This is a genomic window from Acidovorax sp. SRB_24, assembly GCF_012931925.1.
This window is the reverse complement of sequence record NZ_MWOM01000072.1, coordinates 1-17,497: the sequence shown is the minus strand read 5'-3', so window position 1 is coordinate 17,497 and position 17,497 is coordinate 1. Positions and strand designations below refer to the sequence as shown.

Sequence of the window (17,497 nt, the reverse complement as noted above, 5' to 3'; positions counted from 1 at the left end):
CAGACTTCGGGTCGCCTTCTCTTTGGTGACTTTCTCTTGGCGACCAAGAGAAAGTTACTGCGCCGCCGGGCGCACATCCCGGCCAGCAGCCCCGGCAAAAAGCGCAAAGCCCATCAACAAGGCAGGCGCCAGAAAAAATCAAAAACCATAGCCGCCAGCGCACACCACCAAAGCGTTTCAGATACAAATAAGCCTAAAACGCAGAAGGCACAAGCGCTAGCAGCTATCAAAAACTAAGCAACCGGCGCCGCAACGCCGCCCCGCTCCCAGCGCATGGCCCGGCTGCGCCCCCAGCGGCGCGCAGGCTCCTCGACGCACCAATGCAGCGCCAGGCAGCTCGCCAGCAAACCCGCCAGCGCCAGGGCCGAGCCCATGGCGGCGCCCCAGCGCTCGGACCAGGCCAGCGCTGGCGCAAGCCACGCCATGTGCAGCAGATATAGGCTGTAGCTCAGCCGCCCGCCCCAGCGCGCCGCCGCCAGCACGGCGCCGCCCGGCCGCGCCAGCTGCAGGCTGGCCAGCAGCAGCGCGGCAAAGCACAGCGCCGCGCCCAGGCCCATCTGGCCGCCCAGCCACGCGGGCGCCGTGGCGCTCAGCCCCACAAAAAGGGCCGCCAGCGCGCACAACCCGGTCAGCCCCGCCAAACCCCAGGCCCAGGCCGCCGCACGCGGCAGCGGGCGCTGGGCGCGCTGCCACACCCAGGCGCCCAGCAAAAACTCCACCAACAGACCCGGTACATGGTTCAGCAGCACATAGGCGCGGTTCTGCTGCGCCCCATCGGCCAGGCCCAGCAAGGTCAGCCGCAGCGATAGCGCCAACAGGCCCAGCAGCAGCCAGCGCGGCAGCCACGGCCTGGGTGACAGCGCCGCACGCGCCCGGCCCTGCGCCAGCCAGGCGCCCAGCAGCGGCAGCACGGCGTAAAAGCCCACCTCCACCGGCAGGCTCCAGAACGCGGGGTTGTAATAGAACGCCATCTCACGCGACTGCAGGTGCGCCATCAGCAGATGCTCGGGCAGGTGCGCGAGCGGCCGCCCGGCCGCCCACGCCAGCGCCACATACAGCGCCAGCGCCGCCAGGTAGGCCGGGTAGATGCGCAGCACGCGCCGCAGCCCATAGGCGCGCAGCGAAGGCACGGGCCGCTGCAGCAGCACCGGCGCAAACACAAAGCCGCTGAGCACAAAGAACAGGTCCACCCCGGTGAAGGCAAACCGCAGCCAGCCCTGCGGCCCCGTGCCCGGCCAGCCCAGTGCCGCGCCCCAGTGCGCCCACAGCACCAGCAGCGCCGCCAGCGCGCGCCAGGCTTCCACGGCCCACAGCGGGGCGCCCGCTCCGACGCCAGGGTGGGGGCCGGGTGCGGCCAAGACAGAAGACACAGCCATGCGAAGCCCCAGAACCAGTCCCTGAGTGAGTAAAAAGAAAGAAGAAGGCTAGGCAGCGCCGTATTGCAGCGCTGGCCTTGCCAGGGGATCGGTCGACACCCGCCGCCATCCGCCGCGTGCGTGGGGCTGGCGCCATGTCCCGCCAGCGGCAGCGCGTCATTGTGCCTTTGTCCCCGGCATGCACCACTGCGGTGCACAGCGTCCGCAACCGTGCGCGGCCCTATCCAGGCCGGCGGCCTACCTGGTTCAGCATTGCGCGTTGTGTTAACCCAACACTTTGCGCGCGGCTGGAGCAGCCTGTGTATTGCCTGGGACTCCCTTCCACGCCGAAACGGCATGCAGCGGGCTGCGCCAAGCTCCTACCCTCGCTGTTTTGCGACGCTGAAAAGCAAGTTTCGTTACTAAGTAACACTTTTTGATGCCAAAGCTTGTAACAGAGAAACCGGTGAAAACCGCGTATTCTGTGGTTTTATCTCTTCTTATATGAATTCATCGGCGCGTGTTTTCGTTACCAAATTCCTCCTTTTCATCATCTGCTCACTTACCAATAGATACTGAAAAAACCGATGGAGTCGCAAGTGTGCAGGAGGGTGCGAGCGCCCTTGCTGGGGCGTTTTTTTGGGCGTGCTGCCCTCTGCTGCAGAGGCTTCTATATGAAGTATGGAATGCCGCCCAATTATTCCTATATGAAAATCAGCAGGGTGATTTGCCAAGGCAAAGTTACAACGTTGATAGGCAAATGTGCTTGCCAGCGGATTTTGCGTACGTACAATCAATCGACGTTGCTGCTATCTGTGCACAGTGGTAGCAGCTTCATTTTTTTGTGAAACCTCAGGAGCTCTCTGATATGGCATTTACTGAACAAAACAAGTCCGACGCATACCTCTTCTTCGCGCTGGCATTCAACGCAGCCCCTGGCTCGGTGTACGGCGGTCAAATCGTGCAAGCTTACGAAGCCGGCATGACCACCCAGCAAATCGTGAACGTGTACACCACCAAGGAACAGTTCACCAAGCTGTACCCCACAAGCCAGACCAACAAGGAATTCGCCGCTGCTCTGGTGAAGAGCGTCGCCTCCGCGTCTACCTCGGCTACGGTGACGGCCAAGGCTGCAGCCGACATTGAAGCTGCTCTGACCGCCGGTCTGACCAAGGGCGATGTGATCTACAACGTGCTGGGCAACCTGGCCAAGCTCGATGTGACCAATGCCGACTGGGGTACCACCGTGGCCCAGATCAACAACAAGATCGCTGTGGCCAAGGCCCTGACCGAAGGCGCCAAGGCGCTGAACACCACCGACGTGGCGCTGCTGCAAGGCCCACTGAAAGGCGTGACGCAAGACGTCGCTACTGTGGCCAAGGCGCTCAATGCTGCTGGCGACCTGGCATCTAAGCTGGACAACTTGGCTGCTGCCAACAAGGCCGCTGAGGATTACGTGACTGCGCTGAACCTTGCAGGCGCCAAGGACTTGGCTACCGCCAAGACTGCCGTTCAAGACAGTGCTAAGGATGCATCTATTGCGGTTGCTGTGGCCGCTGGTGGTCCTGCTGCCACTCCGTTGAGCACGGATGCCGCCACCAAGGCTGCACAGATCCAGCTGGCGCAAGCAAATGTTGCGGATGGAGCGAAGGTCGCGCAGAAGGCTGTGACGGACTACGAAGCCGCTCTGGCTAAGGTGTTGAACGCTAAGGGTGTGTCCGCCCTGACTGTCGTGAAGGCAGATGCGGCTGCAAAAGCTGCACTGACCGCGGCCACCAACGCCACGACCTTGGCTGGCAACACGATCACTAAAGTGATCGGTGACGTGAACGTGGGCGCCGCCAAACCCATCGACTATACAAACAAGACTGGTGTTCTGGCAGACTACACGGCTGCTAAAGCGACGATCACGGTTGATGGCGTTGTCATCGCCAAGTTTGATGATCTGGACAAGAAGGTTTTTGTCTTCGAGACTGGCGCCACTGCGGCCAACAAGGCTCTGGTGCAATCGCTGGTTGATGCCGCCAACGTGCAGTACAAGGCTGTTGTCGCCGCTGACGGTGCCAAGACTGTTGCCGACGCTGCTGCTAAAGAAGCGAGTGCGCCTGAGTTTGGTGCTGGTACGCCAACGTTTGCTGCCGCATTTACGGGCACCGGCCTGACTGCGCCTGCTGACATTGCAGTCGCAGCCGGCGTTAAAGCTACACCTAACAGTTTGGAAGCGGTTAAGGATGCTGCTTTGACGGCTGTTAAGGCTCAGACCACCTTGGTTGAAAACTTGGCCAAGGTCAATGCTGAAGCAGGCGCACTGAACCAGATCGCTGCCCTGACTGACAGCGTGGATGCTGCCAAAAAGGCCTTCACCGATGCCGGCTATCAAGTGCCTGTGGAAGTTAAGAGCGCTCTGTTTGCATCGGACAAGGACGATGTTTTCATGGTGACCAAGAACTCCGATGCAGCAAGCATTTTTGGCTTTGCAGGCAAGGATGTGCTGTATGTCGGCAAGGGTTACGAGCTGGGCGCAGACGTAGCCAAGGGCAACGATACCAAGCTGGAAGTGTTCTTCAAGGCTTCGGCCACTGGCGCCGATGTGTATGTGGAGCAAAAGGCCTTCGGCTCGAACAGCGCTGCAACCACCAAGGACATCGTCAAGATCACGCTGACCGGCGTGGCAGCTGACAAGCTGACGTTCAAGGACGGTTTCGTGTCCGTGGCCGCCTAATCAGCCTTCGGGAATGCCTTGCTCGCCGGTGGCGAGCAAGAGCCCGCAAAAAACCGCCTTCTGGTTCGCCGGAAAGCGGTTTTTTTTATGCGCGCACGCCACAGTGGCGTGTTTTTTGCGCCGAATGCTACCGATGTAGGAGCAGGTGGCTCTACACTCGTCTCTTATATGAATTTTCAGTTGAAGATTTTGCTGGAGACCTCCAGTGCCCAGGCGCAGCAGCTCCGGGCGCTGCAAGCCCATTTCGCCCAGGTCTGCAATGCCCTGACGCCCACGGTGCAGCAAACGCGGGTGTGGAACCGGGTGGCGCTGCACCACCTCGCCTACCGGCAGCTGCGCACGCAGTTTCCGGCGCTGGGCTCGCAGATGGTGTGCAACGCGATCTATGCGGTCTCGCGCACCAGCCGGTTGGTGTTCCAGCATCCCGACAGTCCCTTTTCATTGGAGCGGCTGGGTGACCAGCCCCTGCCGCTGCTGCATTTTGCCGACGACGGGCCGGTGTATTTCGACCGCCACACGCTCAGCCTCAAGACGGGTGTGCTGTCGCTGTACACGCTGGAAGGCCGCATGCGCTTCGAGCAGGTGCTGCGGCCCGAAGACGAGGCGCTGTTCCACGCCCACAAGCTGCGCGAGATGGTGCTCACGGGCGGCCCCGAGGCCGGCTTTGCGCTCACGCTGTGGCTCGAAGACGTGGCAGCCGCCCAAGCCGGCGACGCGAGCGCCCGCAAGGCGCGCGCCGAGGCCGATGCCGCAGTCCAGGCCCTGGCCGACGAGGTGGCGCGGCTGGAGGCACAAATGCAGGCCAGTGCGCTGCCAGCGGCCGGCGCCGCGCCAGTGCCCCGCGTGGGTGAGGGCGCCGAGCTGGCGACGGCCGCGACCGCCGTGGAAAAAGGCAAGGCCGGCTTGTTTGCCGACCTGCCACCGGGCGCGCTGCCCGATTTTGTGAAAGTGCGACAGTTGTCATGAGCTCCCCATCCACCCCCAACGAGCTGCGCGCCGCCGTCGCGGCGCTGCGGCCCTATTTCGTGCGCTGCGGCTGGTTCAGCCTGGTGACGGCGCTGCTGGTGGTGGCCCCTTCGGGCTACATGCTCGAGGTCTATGGCCGCGTGGTCACCAGCCGCAGCTATATGACGCTGGCCATGCTCACGCTGCTGGTGCTGGGCGCCTATGTGGTGATGGAGCTGGTCGAGATGGCGCGCGGCGAGGTGATGGAAGCCGCGGGCCGCGCCCTCGACGACCGGCTCGCGCCGCGCCTGTTCGGCATCATCTTCGACGGCCGCGTGCGCGGCACGGGCAGCGGCTCACAGCTGCCGCTGAGCGATTTGAAGACGGTGCGCGAGTTTCTGACTTCGCCGGCCATGCACGCGATTCTGGAGGCGCCGGTGGCGCTGATCATGGCGGTTCTGCTGTTCCTGATCAGCCCCTGGCTGGGCTGGACGGCGATCGTGTTTGGCATCTTGCAGACCGGCGTGGCCTGGCTCAACGAGCGCGCCACGCACGGCCCGTTCCAGCGCGCCACGCAGATGGCGCACGCCGCGCAGCGCCAGGCCGACGACACGCTGCGCAACGCCGAGGTGATCGAGTCCATGGGCATGCTGCGCCAGCTGTATGCGCGCTGGCTCCAGCGCCAGCGCGACTTTTTGGGCATGCAGGCGCAGGCGTCCGAGAGCGCGGGCGGCTTTCAGGCGCTGGCCAAGCTGCTGCAGAACCTGCTCAGCAGCACCTTGTTGGGCCTGGCGTGTTGGCTGTTGCTGCACAACGAGCTGCACGGCGGCGGCGCGATGATGATCATCGGCTCGATTCTGGGCGGGCGCATGCTGGCGCCGCTGGTGCAGCTGGTGGGCCAGTGGCAGACGGTGGTGCAGGTGCGCGGCGCCTGGCAGCGCCTGGGCAAATTGCTGCAGCAGATTCCCGCGCCCCAGCAGGCCATGCCCCTGCCGCCGCCGCGCGGCCTGGTGCTGGTGCAGCAGCTGAGCGCGGGCGCGCCCGTGGCGCTCGATGCGGCCAGCACACCGCAACAGGGGCAACTGGCCAGCCAGAGCCTGATCCTGCGGGGCATCGATTTTGCGCTGCAGCCGGGCGATGGCTTGGCGATCGTGGGGCCGTCGGCTTCGGGCAAGAGCACGCTGGCGCGCTTGCTGGTCGGGCTGTGGCCGGCCGCGGCGGGCTCGGTGCGGCTCGAGGGCGCGAGCGTGCACGCCTGGGACAAGGCGCAGCTGGGCCCGTACCTGGGTTATTTGCCGCAGACCGTCGATTTGTTCGAAGGCACGGTGGCCGAGAACATTGCGCGCTTTGGCGCGGTGGACCCGGTCAAGGTGCAGGCGGCCGCGCGCGAGGTCGGGCTGCTGGCGCTGATCGAATCGCTGCCGCAGGGCTTTGACACACCGCTGGGGCCGGGCGGCGCGCGCCTCTCGGGCGGACAGCGCCAGCGCGTGGGACTGGCCCGTGCGCTGTATGGCGACCCGGTGCTGGTGGTGCTGGACGAGCCCAACTCGAGCCTCGACGACGAAGGCGATGCCGCGCTCAACAGCGCCATCGCCGCAGCGCGGGCGCGCGGCACCACGGTGGCGGTGGTGACGCACCGCACCAGCGTGCTGGCGTCGATGAACAAGCTGCTGTTGCTGCGCGACGGGCTGCAGGTGGGCTTTGGCCCGCGCGACGAGGTGATGGCCGCGATCCGCCAGGCGCAGCAGGGCGCGGCGGCGCCGCAGGGGCCGGATGGGCCTGCCATCGACGCCGAGGCTGAGGCCGAGGCCGTGGCATGAACGGCAGGCACGCGGCGGGCTGCGGCCAGCCGCAGGGCAACCAAAAGCACAAGCAGGAGCAATGACGATGGCGGGTTTTTTTAACCGCAGCGAGCTGACGCGCGCGCTGTGGGTGTTCCGGCGTGAGCTGGCGATGGTCGGGGCGTTCAGCATGGTGGCCAATCTGCTGCTGCTCACGCCCACGCTCTATATGTTGCAGGTGTTCGACCGCGTGATGCTCAGCCGCAGCGAGGCGACGCTGCTGGCGCTGTCGCTGCTGGCGCTGTTCTTTTATCTGGTGGGGGCGTTTTCAGAGTGGATGCGCTCGCGCGTGCTGGTGCATGCCGGCCTCCACATGGATGCGGTGCTGAGCACACGCGTGTTCAACGCGAGTTTTGATGCCCAACTGCAGGAGCCGGGCACGCAGCCGGCCAAGGCGTTCTCGGACTTGCTGCAGCTGCGCCAGTTCGTGACGGGCCAGGGGGCGCTGGCCCTGTTCGATGCGCCGTGGACGCCGATTTACCTGGCGGTGCTGTTCATGCTGCACCCGATGCTGGGTTGGGTATCGATCGGCTTTGCGCTGGTGCAGCTGGCCTTGGTGTGGTTTGGCCACCGCCAGACGGTGGCGCCCGCGCTGGCGGCGCAGCAGGCCGCGGGCGAGGCGTCGGCCTATTTGCAGGGCAAGCTGCGCAGCGTCGATGTGCTCGAACCCATGGGCATGGTGCACAACCTGCGCCCGCACTGGCAGGCGCGCCACGCGGCGGCGCTCGCGGCGGCGGCGCATTCGCAGGAGGTGACGCACCGCATCACCGCGTGGAGCAAGTTCATCCGCTATTCGCAGCAGTCGCTGGCGCTGGCGGCGGGCGCGGTCCTGGTGATCGATGGGCAGCTGTCGGCAGGTTCGATGATTGCGGCCAATGTGCTGATGACGCGCACGCTGGCGCCCATCGACATGCTGGTGGGCGCCTGGCGCGGCTTTGCGGTGGCGCGCGCGGCGTTTGCACGGCTGGAGGCATTGCTGGAGGGCCACCCCGAGCGCGATCCGGCGCTGTCGCGCACGGCGCCCGAGGGCGCGGTGCGGCTGGCGGACGTGGTGGCCACGGCGCCAGGGCGCGCGCAGCCGATTCTCAAGGGCGTGAGCCTGGCGGTGCAGCCGGGCAGCGTGACGGTGGTGCTCGGGCCGTCGGGCTCGGGCAAGTCCACGCTGGCGCGCTGCCTGATCGGCATCTGGCCGCTCGCTGGCGGCGAGGTGCTGCTCGACGAGCGCCCCATCTCGGGCTGGAGCCGCGATGCGCTGGGTCCGTACATCGGCTATCTGCCGCAGGACGTGGAGCTGTTCGACGGCACGATCGCCGAGAACATTGCACGTTTTGGCAAAGTGGATTCGGCCCAGGTGATAGCGGCGGCCGAGCAGACCGGCTTGCACCAGATGATTTTGCGTTTCCCGAAGGGATACGACACGCCGATCGGCGACGTCGGTGGTTTCCTGTCGGGCGGGCAGCGCCAGCGCATTGGCCTGGCGCGCGCGGTGTATGGTGCGCCGCGCCTCGTGGTGCTCGATGAGCCCAACGCCAACCTGGACGACGAGGGCGAGGCCGCGCTGCTGTCTGCGGTGCGCGCGCTGCGCGCCCAGGGCACCGCCGTGGTGCTGGTGACGCACCGCCCTGGTGCGCTGGAAGTGGCCGACCGCGTGGTGGTCATGCGCGACGGGCAAGTGCATGCGCATGGCGCGGCCGCGCTGGTGATGGCAGGCCTGCAGGAAGAGGCCGACACCCAGCGGCGTTTGCAGGCCTTGCAGCGCCTGCGCGAGCAGCAGGCGGCCCAGGGCGGATCGGGTTTGCTGGGAAGCTCGGGGTTGCTCGGCTAGACGGATGTTTTGCGCTGAGCCGGTGCGATGGCCGGTTTAGCGCGTTCCAAAAGATTTTGGGTAAAAAATGGCTGAAATGAAGATGGTTGTAGGGCAGGATGCTCCTGATTTAGAAGCGAACCGTGACAATATGTCGGGGCAGCAGGGCTTGCGCGCCGGGCGCCTGGGCCTGTGGGCGCTGGGGGTGGGGTTCGGAGGCTTCTTGCTGTGGGCGTCGCTGGCGCCGCTCGATGAAGGCGTGCCCGGCGCGGGCACGGTGGCGATCGATACCAAGCGCAAGGCGGTGCAGCACCTGAGCGGCGGCATCGTCAAGCAGGTGCTGGTGCGCGAGGGACAGACGGTGCAGCAGGGCGAGTTGCTGCTGGAGCTCGATTCGGCCGTGGCACGGGCCAACTATGAGGCGGTGCGCCAGACGTATCTGGGCCTGCGGGCCATGCAGGCGCGCCTGGAGGCCGAGCAGTTGGGCAAGGACAAGATGGTGTTTCACCCGGATCTGCAGGAGGCGAGCAGCGATCCGCTGATCCGCCAGCAGATGCAAAACCAGGAGCAGCTGTTTGGCACGCGGCGCAGCTTGCTGCGCTCGGATCTGCAGTCGATCGAGGAAAGCATCCAGGGCCAGCAGGCATTGCTGCAGGCCTATGAGGGCATGCAGGCAAGTCGCCGCGACCAGCTGCGGCTGCTGCAGGACGAGCTGGGCAGCCTGCGCGGCCTGGTGGCCGAGGGCTATGCGCCGCGCAACCGACAGCGTGAGTTGGAGCGCTCGGTGGCCGAGGTGCAGTCGGGGCTGGCCGATTTGCGCGGCAATGAAATGCGCGGGCGCAGCGCGATCCTGGAGTTGAAGCAGCGCGCGATTTCGCGCCAGCAGGAGTATCGCAAGGAGGTGGAGAGCCAGCTGGCGGACGTGCGCCGCGAGGTGCTCACCGACCAGGAAAAGCTGCGCGCGGTGCGCAACGATTTGCAGCGCACAGAAATCCGCTCGCCCGCCCAAGGCCAGGTGGTGGGGCTGGCGGTGCAGTCGGTCGGTGCCGTGTTGCAACCGGGCCAGAAAATCATGGACATCGTGCCCCAGGACGAGGCACTGATGCTGGAAGTGCATGTGCCGCCACACATGATCGATCGCGTCAAGGGCGGGTTGCCGGTGGATGCGCGCTTTGCCTCGTTCGCGCACGCGCCGCAGCTGGTGGTGCAGGGCGTGGTCGATTCGATTTCGGGCGACCTGCTGACCGATCCGCACACCAACGTGAGCTACTACCTGGCGCGGGTAAAGGTGACGGAGCGCGGACGCAAGGAGCTGGGAGGCCGCCAGATGCAGCCCGGCATGCCGGTCGAAGTGATTTTCAAGACGGGCGAACGCACGATGCTGACCTATCTGCTGCACCCTCTGCTCAAGCGGATGGCCGCAGCGATGACCGAGGAGTGAGGCATGGTGCGTTTTGACAATGTGCAGGGCGTGCGCCCTGTGTGGATGGTGGCGGGGGTGTTGGTGCTGGCTTGCCCCGTGCAGGCCATGGATTTGCGGCAGGCCTACGAGGCGGCATACAGCAACGATGCATCGATCCGTGCCTCTCGGGCCGCGTCCGAGGCCAACCGTGAACGGCTGCCCCAGGCGTTGTCGCAGCGCCTGCCCAATGTGTCGTTCAGTGCCACACGCAACTACAACGACCTGACCAGCAAGTCGCAGGACATGTTCGGCAGGCCGCTGACGCTGCGCAACCAGTACTACAGCGACAACCAGAGCCTGACGGTGCGCCAACCGATTTACCGACCCTACATCAATGCCTCGGTGGAGCAGGCGCGCGCGCAGGTGGAGGACGCAGAGGCCACGCTGGAGCGCGATGAGCAAAGCCTTGTGGTGCGTGTGGCAGAAGCCTATTTCGATGCCCTGCTGGCGCGAGAGCAGCTGGATTTGGTTGCTGCGCAAAAAGCCAGCTACACGGTGCAGCTCGACGCGGCCCGAAAGGCGCTGGTGGCTGGAACAGGAACGCGCACCGATGTGGACGAGGCCCAGGCACGCGTGGACATGACGCGCGCGCAGGAGCTGGAGGTGTTCCAGAACCTGGAATTCACACAGCGGCGCCTGGAAGTGCTGACGGGTCTGCCGGGGCAGGAACTGGCCGAGCTGGATGTGCGCCGCTTTGTGCCGCAGCAGCCGGTGCCTGGGCAGGTGCACCTGTGGATCGAGCAGGCCGAGCAGGCCAGTCCCGAACTGCATGCGCTGCGTGCCCAGGTGGAGGCGGCACGTCTGGAGATCGCCAAGGCCGAGTCAGGGCACAAGCCCACGCTGGATGCGGTAGCGCAGTGGGCACGCTCGAACAGCGACAGCGTGACCAGCGTGAACTCGCGCTACGACCAGCGGGTGATTGGCCTGCAGCTTTCGGTGCCGTTGTATGCAGGCGGTTATGTGAGTTCCACCGTGCGCCAGGCGGTGGCGGCGCACGAGCGGGCGCGCGAGGTACTGGAGGCCAGCCGCATGGATCTGAGTGTGCGCGTCCACAAGGAGTTTCGTGCGGTGACCGAGGGGGTGCTGCGCATTGCGGCATTGGAGCAGGCTGTGCGCTCGGCCGAGCAGGCTGTGTTGTCCAACCGCAAGTCACGCGAGGCGGGCGTGCGCACAACGCTCGATGTGCTCAATGCCGAACAGCAGAAGACAGTGGCTTTGCGCGATCTTGCCCAGGCGCGCTACCTGTATGTGCTTTCGAGCATGCGCTTGCAGGCGCTGGCGGGGCATGACCGTGGAGCCAGCATCGCACAGGCCAATGCCTGGTTGGCGCACTGAAGCGCGGTAACAGGCATGGGATTGCTTGCTTCTTCAGACCAGCACCGTAGCGCGGGGAGTCTGGTGGTGTCGGTGGTAAGCCATGGGCATGGCGTCCAGGTGCAGCAACTGCTGGAGCAGATGGCGCAATGCCATACCTTGCATGGAGCGCGCGTGGTGGTGACGCACAACGTGCCGGAGCCAGCGCTGAGCGCACCCCAGGGGGGCTGGCCTTTTGTGCTTGAAATAGTGAGCAATGCGGCGCCGCAAGGCTTTGGCGCCAACCACAACCACGCCTTGCGCCATGCCAGGGAGGCCTTTGTCTGCGTGCTCAATCCCGATGTGCAGTTGTTGGCTGGCGAGGATGTGTTTGCCGCACTCTTGCAGGCGGCCGCGCAGCCGGGTGTGGGCTGTGCCTATCCACAGCAGGTGGATGAACAGGGGCAGGTGCAAGACAGCGAGCGGGAGCTGCCAACGCCCACAGCCCTGTGGCGCCGCCGGGTGCTGCACCAATCGGAAGCGCGCGTGGACTGGGTCAATGCCGCCTGTCTGGTGCTGCCTACCTCGGCATGGGGGGCCGTGGGTGGTTTTGACGAGGCCTACTTCATGTACTGTGAAGATGTGGATCTGTGCCTGCGCCTGCGCCTGGCGGGTCTGGCCCTGGTGCGTGTCTCGAAACGTGTATTGCATGCAGGCGAGCGCGCCAGCCACAGGCGCTGGGCGCATCTGCGCTGGCATCTGATCAGTCTGCTGCACCTGTGGCGTTCCCCGGTCTATCGACGGGCGCGCCAATTGTTACGTGCGGAGGGTGGAGGCGCGGGTACCATCGGCGGCTCATGATTTGGTTGTCTGTGGTGGCTTTTCTGGTGGCGGCGCTGGCTGCAGGCGGTGTCGTGCGCTGGCTCAGCGGACACGCTTCTAGATATGGCAACGGCATGCCGCAGCGGTTTCACCTGGGCGATGTGCCGCGCCTGGGTGGCGCTGCCATTTTGCTGGGATTGGCCTGTGGCTGGGTTCTGGGATGGATGCAGTCTGCTTTGCTGGGTGATCCGGGGTCACTGCGCCTAGGCAACGGCGTCGGGGGCTGGCTGGTAGTGTTGCTGCCGGCCGCCGCGGGTGGCATTGCCGAAGACATGACGCAGCGCTTGGCCGTGCGCTATCGCCTGGCGCTCACTGGCATGTCTGGCGTATTGGCGGTGTTGCTGCTCGACATGACTGTGCCGCGCCTGGGACTGCCCTGGCTGGATGCCCTGCTGACCGCCGCGCCGTGGCTGGGCTGGGGCATCGCCCTGTTGGCAGTGGCGGGTTTGCCCCACGCGTTCAACATCATCGACGGGTACAACGGCCTCTCGGGCATGGTGGCGCTGATTGTTTGTCTGGCGCTGGCGCATGTGGCCTTGCAGGTTGGTGACCGGTCGCTGGCGACCATGCTGTTATGCATGGCAGGGGCCACGGGTGGGTTTCTGGTGTGGAATTACCCGCGCGGTGTGCTGTTTGCCGGCGACGGTGGTGCGTATATCTGGGGCGTGGTGATTGCGTTGGCGAGCATTTCGCTGGTGCAGCGCAACGCCGACGTCTCGCCCTGGTTTCCGCTGTTGCTGCTGATCTACCCCGTGTGGGAAACCCTGTTCTCGATCTACCGCAAATTGGTGCGCGGCGTCTCGCCCGGGGTGGCGGATGCGCTGCATTTTCACCAGCTGATCTACCGGCGCATCGTGCGCAGCGTGTTTGCAGGGGACGACACGGCGCGGCGCATGCTCATGCGCAACAACCGCACCTCACCGTATCTATGGGCATTCACGCTGCTGACAGTCGTGCCGGCACTGTTGTTTTGGCGAGTGACCCCGGTGCTGATGGCATTTTGCGTCCTCTTTGGGGTGACCTACGTGCTGGCCTATTTCGCCATCGTGCGCTTCAAGGTGCCAGGCTGGCTCAGGCGCTGAAACGGACACAGGCGCTGCATTCGGCCGGGCCGTGGTTGCGCCCTTGGTCGAAGCTCAATCGGGGGCATGGTGCTTCAGGACATGTACGAGTGCCCGCGGTGTTCGGCCCGCAGCACTACGCCTTGCTGCCGCGCCCTGAACTGCTGCCCACCGTGCTGCTGGACTGGCTGCGCCGTCTGGTAGCGCACTGATACAAGCCGCTGCCCTGCCTTTCTTGGATGGGGCACAATTTGCCCCTCTTTTGTTTTCACCCGACGGCCTGTCTCCATGAACGACCCTTCCCCCGACCCCGACCTGTCCCACATCGGCCCCCGCGAAAAAGCCGAAATCCTGGCCCAGGCACTGCCCTACATCCGCAAATTCCATGGCAAGACCATGGTCATCAAATATGGCGGCAACGCCATGACCGATCCGGCCCTGCAGGCCGACTTTGCCGAGGACGTGGTGCTGCTCAAGCTGGTGGGCATGAACCCGGTGGTGGTGCACGGCGGTGGGCCGCAGATCGAGACGGCGCTGAACCGCCTGGGCAAGAAGGGCGAGTTCATCCAGGGCATGCGCGTGACCGATGCCGAGACCATGGAAGTGGTCGAGTGGGTGCTGGCCGGCGAGGTGCAGCAGGACATCGTGGGCCTGATCAACCAGGCCGGCGGCAAGGCCGTGGGCCTGACGGGGCGCGACGGTGGCCTGATCCGGGCGCAGAAACTCAAGATGCTCGACAACAAGGACCCGTCGATCGAGCACGACGTGGGCCAGGTGGGCGACATCGTCTCCATCGACCCGAGCGTCGTCAAGGCGCTGCAGGACGACGCCTTCATCCCCGTCATCAGCCCCATCGGATTTGGCGAAGAGAACGAGAGCTACAACATCAACGCCGACGTGGTGGCCAGCAAGCTCGCCACCGTGCTGCAGGCCGAAAAGCTGGTGCTGCTGACCAACACGCCGGGCGTGCTCGACAAGGCCGGCCAACTGCTGACCGACCTGACCGCGCGCGAGATCGACGCGCTGTTCGCCGACGGCACCATCTCGGGCGGCATGCTGCCCAAAATCGCCGGCGCGCTGGACGCGGCGCGCGCGGGCGTGAACGCCGTGCACATCATCGATGGCCGCGTCCCGCACGCCATGCTGCTCGAGATCCTGACGGACCAGGCTTACGGCACGATGATCCGTTCGCACTGAAATGGCCCCCACCGCCGCCCGCTGCGCAGGGTTCCCTTCCCCCGAAGGGGGCCGCGTTTGGCCTTGGCGCGGGCCGGTGGCGGCACATGGCTTTCCTGGCACCACAAGACGGTAGGCAGACCATGCGCCTCTTATTGGTTGAGGACGACGGGATGGTGGCCAGCGGCATCAAGCTGGGCCTGTCCGACGCCGGCTACGCGGTCGACTGGGTCGGCAGCGGCGAGCGGGCCGAGGAGGTGCTGCAAAGCGAAGCGTTCGACATTGCCGTGGTCGACATCGGCCTGCCCGGCATCGACGGGCTGGAGCTCACGCGCCGACTGCGCCGCCCCGACATGGCCAGCCACGCCATGCCGGTGCTCATCCTGACCGCGCGCGACGCCCTGCACGACCGCGTGCAGGGGCTGGACCTGGGCGCGGACGACTACATGCTCAAGCCCTTCGAGCTGCCCGAGCTGCTGGCGCGCCTGCGCGCGCTGCTGCGCCGCTCGCAGGCCGCCACCACGGCGGTGCTCAGCTTCGGTCCGGTGGAGTTGGACACGGCCCACCGCTGTGCCTGGGTGCGCACCGGCGTGGGTGCCGACGCCGTGCGCCAGCCCCTGGAGCTTGGGCCGCGCGAATGGACCGTGCTCGAATACCTGCTGATCCATGCGCCCAAGCCTGCCAGCAAGGACAAGCTGCTGCAGGCGCTCACGGGCTGGGACAAGGAGATCACGCCCAACGCGGTCGAGGTCTACGTGTCGCGCCTGCGCGGCAAGCTCGAACCCCATGGCGTGGCGCTGCGCTCCATCCGGGGCTTTGGCTACCGGCTGGAGCTGCACCTGGCTCCTTAGCCACTGCCCGTCAGGGAGATGCCCGCCATGACCGCGAACCTGCGCAACCGGCTGCTGTTGCTGTTGTTGCTGCCGCTGTGCGCGCTGGCGCTGGTGGGCATGTGGGTGGATTACCGCTCGGCCGCCGAGGCGGCCACCCAGCACGACCAGCGCCTGCTGCGGCTCTTGCCGGTGCTGGCCGACTCGGTGCTGGCGCCGCCGCGCCAGGGCGATCCGCCGCTGTTGCTGCTGGCCCCGCCGGTGGCGGAGTTTCTGCGCCAGAAGTCGGCCTACGCGGGCTTCAGCGTGCGCGACGCCCAGGGCCGGTTGCTGCTGGGCGATGCCTGGGTGCGCGGCGCGCTGCCCAGCACCCACGCGCCCGAATTCCACAGCGAAGAGCTGGACGGCGTGACCTACCGCGTGGCCGTGCAGCGCGGCCCCACCGCGGCGGGCGAGCTGGTGGTGGCGCTGGCCGACGGCTCCGACCCGCGCCAGCAGTGGGCGCAGCTGCTGCTGGTGCGCGTGCTGCTGCCGAACCTGGTGCTGGTGGCGGCGGCGGCCCTGGCCATCCACTGGGCGGTGCGGCGCGCGTTCAAACCGCTGGTGGACCTGACCGAAGCCGTTGAGCGCCGCTCGCCGCGCGACCTCAGTGCCATCGACGAGGCTGCCTCGCCGGTCGAGGTGCGCCCCCTCGTGCACTCGCTCAACCAGCTGTTTGCCCTGGTCGAGGCGCAGGCCGAGGGCCAGCGCCGCTTTGTTGCCGATGCGGCGCACCAGCTGCGCACGCCGCTGGCCGGCCTGCAGGCGCAGGTGGAGGCCTGGGCGCTGATGGCGCGCGCGGGCGCGCATCCGGACCTGGGTGGCAATGAGTTGGATAAAAAAGTGCCTCCAGCGCATGCCCATCAAGCGCATGCAGCTATTACTTTGAGAGCGAACGAAATCGAGAAGCTGCGCGATGCCACGCGCCGCACCTCCCAATTGGCGCACCAGTTGCTGGCCCTGTCGCGCGCCGATGCGCGCAGCCTCGAGGCGCAGGCGCCCCAGCGCGTGGACCTCAAGGACCTGTGCGAGTCCCTGCTCGAGATGTACCTCGACGCCGCCATGGGAAAGGGCCTGGACCTGGGGGTCGAGGTGCACCCCGCGCATGTCACGGGCCACGGCTGGCTGCTGCGCGAGCTGCTGTCCAACCTGGTCGACAACGCCATCCAGTACACGCCCGCCGGCGGCAGCGTGACCATCCGCTGCGGCCTGCAACCGGCCGGCGGTGGCGGTGGTGCGTGCGCCTTTCTGCAGGTCGAGGACAACGGCCCCGGCGTACCGCAGGCCGAGCGCGCGCGCGTCGTGCAGCGCTTCTACCGCGTGCCCGGCACCCAGGGGGAGGGGACGGGCCTGGGCCTCGCGATCGCCGATGAGATCGCGCGCGTGCACGGCGCCGCGCTCACGCTCGGCAGCGGCGCGCATGGGCAGGGCCTGCGCGTGACCCTGGTGTTTGCCGCTTGAGGCGCTGGAGGGCCGCGGCGGCCGAAGGGGCGCATGGCGTGTGCGAGAATCAATTGCACACATTTCTTGCCTATGTCCGAACTTGCTCCCCTCTCTGAAATCGACGCCATCGAAGCCTCTGCAGGCGAAACCCCCGCGGCGCGCAAGCGGCCCAAGCCCGGCGAGCGGCGCGAACAGATCCTGCAGGCCCTGGCCGCGATGCTCGAGCAGCCCGGTGCCGAGCGCATCACCACCGCCGCGCTGGCGGCCCGCCTCGCGGTGAGCGAGGCCGCGCTGTACCGGCACTTTGCCAGCAAGGCGCAGATGTTCGAAGGCCTGATCGACTTCATCGAGCAGACCGTGTTCACCCTGGTGGCGCAGATCGTCGGGCAGGGCGTGCCCGACCCCGCACAGCCGGCCAGCGAAGGGGCGCGCCAGGCGGCCCGCGTGGTGGCCCTGCTGCTGCAGTTCGGCGAGCGCAATCCCGGCATGGTGCGTGTGATGGTGGGCGACGCACTGGTGTTCGAGCACGAGCGCCTGCAGCAGCGCATGAACCAGTTCTTCGACCGCATCGAGTCCACCCTGCGCCAGTGCCTGCGCCCCGCCGCCGGGGCCGCCGGCTCGGCCACGCCCAGCGTGGACGCGCA

General features: G+C 66.3%; 14 protein-coding genes. 13 read left to right on the top strand and 1 reads right to left on the bottom strand.

Annotated features, from left to right (window positions below; genetic code table 11):
- Nucleotides 1-237 (top strand): hypothetical protein (locus B2J89_RS18075; RefSeq protein WP_205763882.1); only part of this gene is annotated, 237 nt, incomplete at its 5' end.
- Here B2J89_RS18075 and B2J89_RS18070 read toward each other — a convergent pair.
- Nucleotides 234-1,376: an acyltransferase gene (locus tag B2J89_RS18070; protein WP_169170339.1), complete on the bottom strand. Its 1,143-nt coding sequence runs from the start codon at nt 1,374-1,376 to the stop codon at nt 234-236. The genes B2J89_RS18075 and B2J89_RS18070 overlap by 4 nt on opposite strands.
- A gap of 847 nt (nt 1,377-2,223) precedes the next feature.
- Here B2J89_RS18070 and B2J89_RS18065 point away from each other — a divergent pair.
- From B2J89_RS18065 to slmA, 12 genes are all read left to right on the top strand, one after another.
- The gene (locus tag B2J89_RS18065) at nt 2,224-4,077 is read left to right on the top strand and encodes a hypothetical protein (RefSeq protein WP_169170338.1); all 1,854 of its coding nucleotides are present in this window, start codon (nt 2,224-2,226) and stop codon (nt 4,075-4,077) included.
- 168 nt (nt 4,078-4,245) lie between these two features.
- A complete protein-coding gene (locus B2J89_RS22835) occupies nt 4,246-5,043 on the top strand; it encodes a hypothetical protein (RefSeq protein ID WP_240965072.1) in 798 nt (265 codons plus the stop codon).
- Nucleotides 5,040-6,842, top strand: coding sequence for a type I secretion system permease/ATPase (locus tag B2J89_RS18055; RefSeq protein ID WP_169170337.1), 1,803 nt, complete (start codon nt 5,040-5,042; stop codon nt 6,840-6,842). Before B2J89_RS22835 ends, B2J89_RS18055 begins: the two co-directional genes overlap by 4 nt.
- 67 nt (nt 6,843-6,909) lie before the next feature.
- Nucleotides 6,910-8,688 (top strand): type I secretion system permease/ATPase, encoded by a 1,779-nt coding sequence (locus tag B2J89_RS18050; protein WP_240965071.1) that lies wholly within the window; start codon nt 6,910-6,912, stop codon nt 8,686-8,688.
- A 130-nt stretch (nt 8,689-8,818) separates the two neighbouring features.
- Nucleotides 8,819-10,108: an HlyD family type I secretion periplasmic adaptor subunit gene (locus B2J89_RS18045; RefSeq protein ID WP_240965073.1), complete on the top strand. Its 1,290-nt coding sequence runs from the start codon at nt 8,819-8,821 to the stop codon at nt 10,106-10,108.
- A gap of 3 nt (nt 10,109-10,111) precedes the next feature.
- Complete coding sequence (locus B2J89_RS18040; RefSeq protein WP_169170334.1) at nt 10,112-11,464, top strand: TolC family outer membrane protein; 1,353 nt, start codon at nt 10,112-10,114, stop codon at nt 11,462-11,464.
- A gap of 15 nt (nt 11,465-11,479) precedes the next feature.
- Entirely contained in the window at nt 11,480-12,283 is an 804-nt protein-coding gene (locus B2J89_RS18035) for a glycosyltransferase family 2 protein (protein WP_169170333.1), read from the top strand.
- Nucleotides 12,280-13,386: a glycosyltransferase gene (locus B2J89_RS18030; RefSeq protein WP_169169817.1), complete on the top strand. Its 1,107-nt coding sequence runs from the start codon at nt 12,280-12,282 to the stop codon at nt 13,384-13,386. Before B2J89_RS18035 ends, B2J89_RS18030 begins: the two co-directional genes overlap by 4 nt.
- Before the next feature lie 267 nt (nt 13,387-13,653).
- Nucleotides 13,654-14,562 carry an acetylglutamate kinase gene (gene argB, locus B2J89_RS18025; RefSeq protein ID WP_169169816.1) on the top strand — a complete coding sequence of 303 codons (909 nt, stop codon included), beginning with the start codon at nt 13,654-13,656 and terminating at the stop codon, nt 14,560-14,562.
- A gap of 122 nt (nt 14,563-14,684) precedes the next feature.
- The gene (locus B2J89_RS18020) at nt 14,685-15,392 is read left to right on the top strand and encodes a response regulator transcription factor (protein ID WP_169169815.1); all 708 of its coding nucleotides are present in this window, start codon (nt 14,685-14,687) and stop codon (nt 15,390-15,392) included.
- Between the two features lie 27 nt (nt 15,393-15,419).
- Entirely contained in the window at nt 15,420-16,871 is a 1,452-nt protein-coding gene (locus B2J89_RS18015; protein ID WP_169169814.1) for a sensor histidine kinase, read from the top strand.
- Nucleotides 16,872-16,943: 72 nt separating this feature from the next.
- Nucleotides 16,944-17,497, top strand: a 554-nt coding sequence (slmA, locus tag B2J89_RS18010; protein ID WP_169169813.1) for a nucleoid occlusion factor SlmA, incomplete at its 3' end; no start/stop codon positions are given.

Bases quoted from the DNA above. Each gene is read 5' to 3' on its own strand.
- B2J89_RS18070 (WP_169170339.1), bottom strand. From the start codon at position 1,376: ATGGCTGTGTCTTCTGTCTTGGCCGCACCCGGCCCCCACCCTGGCGTC.
- B2J89_RS18065 (WP_169170338.1), top strand. From the start codon at position 2,224: ATGGCATTTACTGAACAAAACAAGTCCGACGCATACCTCTTCTTCGCG.
- B2J89_RS22835 (WP_240965072.1), top strand. From the start codon at position 4,246: ATGAATTTTCAGTTGAAGATTTTGCTGGAGACCTCCAGTGCCCAGGCG.
- B2J89_RS18055 (WP_169170337.1), top strand. From the start codon at position 5,040: ATGAGCTCCCCATCCACCCCCAACGAGCTGCGCGCCGCCGTCGCGGCG.
- B2J89_RS18050 (WP_240965071.1), top strand. From the start codon at position 6,910: ATGGCGGGTTTTTTTAACCGCAGCGAGCTGACGCGCGCGCTGTGGGTG.
- B2J89_RS18045 (WP_240965073.1), top strand. From the start codon at position 8,819: ATGTCGGGGCAGCAGGGCTTGCGCGCCGGGCGCCTGGGCCTGTGGGCG.
- B2J89_RS18040 (WP_169170334.1), top strand. From the start codon at position 10,112: ATGGTGCGTTTTGACAATGTGCAGGGCGTGCGCCCTGTGTGGATGGTG.
- B2J89_RS18035 (WP_169170333.1), top strand. From the start codon at position 11,480: ATGGGATTGCTTGCTTCTTCAGACCAGCACCGTAGCGCGGGGAGTCTG.
- B2J89_RS18030 (WP_169169817.1), top strand. From the start codon at position 12,280: ATGATTTGGTTGTCTGTGGTGGCTTTTCTGGTGGCGGCGCTGGCTGCA.
- argB (WP_169169816.1), top strand. From the start codon at position 13,654: ATGAACGACCCTTCCCCCGACCCCGACCTGTCCCACATCGGCCCCCGC.
- B2J89_RS18020 (WP_169169815.1), top strand. From the start codon at position 14,685: ATGCGCCTCTTATTGGTTGAGGACGACGGGATGGTGGCCAGCGGCATC.
- B2J89_RS18015 (WP_169169814.1), top strand. From the start codon at position 15,420: ATGACCGCGAACCTGCGCAACCGGCTGCTGTTGCTGTTGTTGCTGCCG.